Source organism: Kitasatospora sp. NPDC048545 (genome assembly GCF_040651155.1).
GTDB lineage: Bacteria > Actinomycetota > Actinomycetes > Streptomycetales > Streptomycetaceae > Kitasatospora.
The window spans coordinates 1-1,407 of record NZ_JBEZIQ010000175.1; the positions used below are offsets into that span (position 1 = coordinate 1).

Sequence of the window (1,407 nt, forward strand, 5' to 3'; positions counted from 1 at the left end):
GTGGGCCGGGTGGCCTACGCCCGTCCGACTGACAGGCGCCCGTCGAAGGTGATGTCGAAGGCGTTGAGGGCGGCCATCCAGCGGTTGCTCCAGCGCTGGCGGCCGCGGCCGGTGGGGTCGAGCGCGAGGGTGTCCAGGTAGAGCCGTTTGAGGGCGGCCTGCTCGTTGGGGAAGTGGCCGCAGGCGCCGGCGGCCCTGCGGTAGCGGGAGTTGAGGCTCTCGATGGCGTTGGTCGTGCAGATGATCTTTCGGATCTCGGCGTCGAATGCCAGGAAGGGGACCATCTCGGACCAGGCCCGCTCCCACAGTCGCACGACGGCCGGGTAGGACGCTTCCCAGGCGGCGGCGAACTCGGCGAACCGCTCCAGGGCCGCGGCCTCGTTCGGCGCGGTGTAGACGGGCTTGAGGTCGCGGGCGACCGCCGCCCAGTCCCGCTTGGAGGTGTAGCGGAAAGAGTTCCGCAGCAGGTGGACGATGCACGTCTGCACCACGGTCTGCGGCCAGACCTGGGCGACCGCGTCGGGCAGCCCGGCCAGGCCGTCGCAGATGAGGATCAGGCAGTCCTTGACGCCCCTGTTCTTGATCTCGGTGAGCACGGACTGCCAGTACTTGGCGCCCTCGCCGCCGCTGGAGGTCCACAGGCCCAGGATGTCCCGGTAGCCGTCCGCCGTGACGCCGAGGACGACGTAGACGGGCCGGTTGGCGACCTGACCGTCGCGGACCTTGATGTTCACGGCGTCCACGAACAGCACCGGATAGACCGGGTCGAGGGGACGCGTGCGCCAGTCGGCCATGCTCTCCAGGACCCGGTCGGTGATCGTGGAGACGGTCTCCTTACTGGTGGTCATGCCGTAGACCTCGGCCAGGTGCGCGACGATCTCCCCGGACGTCAGGCCCTTCGCGGTCAGCGAGATGACCAGGTTGTCCAGGCCTTCGGTTCGACGGGCGTGCCGGGGCACGACCTTCGGTGTGAACGTGCCGGCCCGGTCCCGCGGGACTTCGAGCGTGACCGGCCCGGCCTCGGTCATCACGGTCTTCATCCGGTAGCCGTTGCGCGCGTTGCCGCCTTTGCGTGCCGAGCGGCCCTGCCCCGCGGACGAGGCCAGGTGCTCGTCCATCTCGGCCTCCAGCGCTTCCTGGAGCAGGTGCCGGGTCAGCTGCTGCAGCAGTCCGCCCTCACCGAGCAGCTGCATCCCGCCGGCCCGGGCCTGCTCGGCCGCCAGCTCGGCGACCGACGCCACCACATCCGACGCACCCGTGTTCTTCCTCGGACCCATGCCCAAGGCATCGGCAGTTTCCAGCTCCGACGAAACCGACCCGTCAGGAACCGACCCGATCTGGTGATCCGTCAGCGAGCTCATCAGTGTCTCCCTTGATCAGGGTGTCCACCTGATTCATGACACTCCC

The 1,407-nt window shown here is 69.1% G+C and carries 1 protein-coding gene; it reads right to left on the minus strand.

Features of this window, described 5'->3' with window-relative positions:
* Window positions 1–14: 14 nt before the first annotated feature.
* Window positions 15–1,277: an IS256 family transposase gene (locus tag AB0D10_RS46320; protein ID WP_360269155.1), complete on the minus strand. Its 1,263-nt coding sequence runs from the start codon at window positions 1,275–1,277 to the stop codon at window positions 15–17.
* Window positions 1,278–1,407: the final 130 nt, after the last annotated feature.

What these genes read in the sequence shown, in the direction of transcription:
- AB0D10_RS46320 (WP_360269155.1), bottom strand. Translation starts at nt 1,277, where the DNA reads ATGGGTCCGAGGAAGAACACGGGTGCGTCGGATGTGGTGGCGTCGGTC.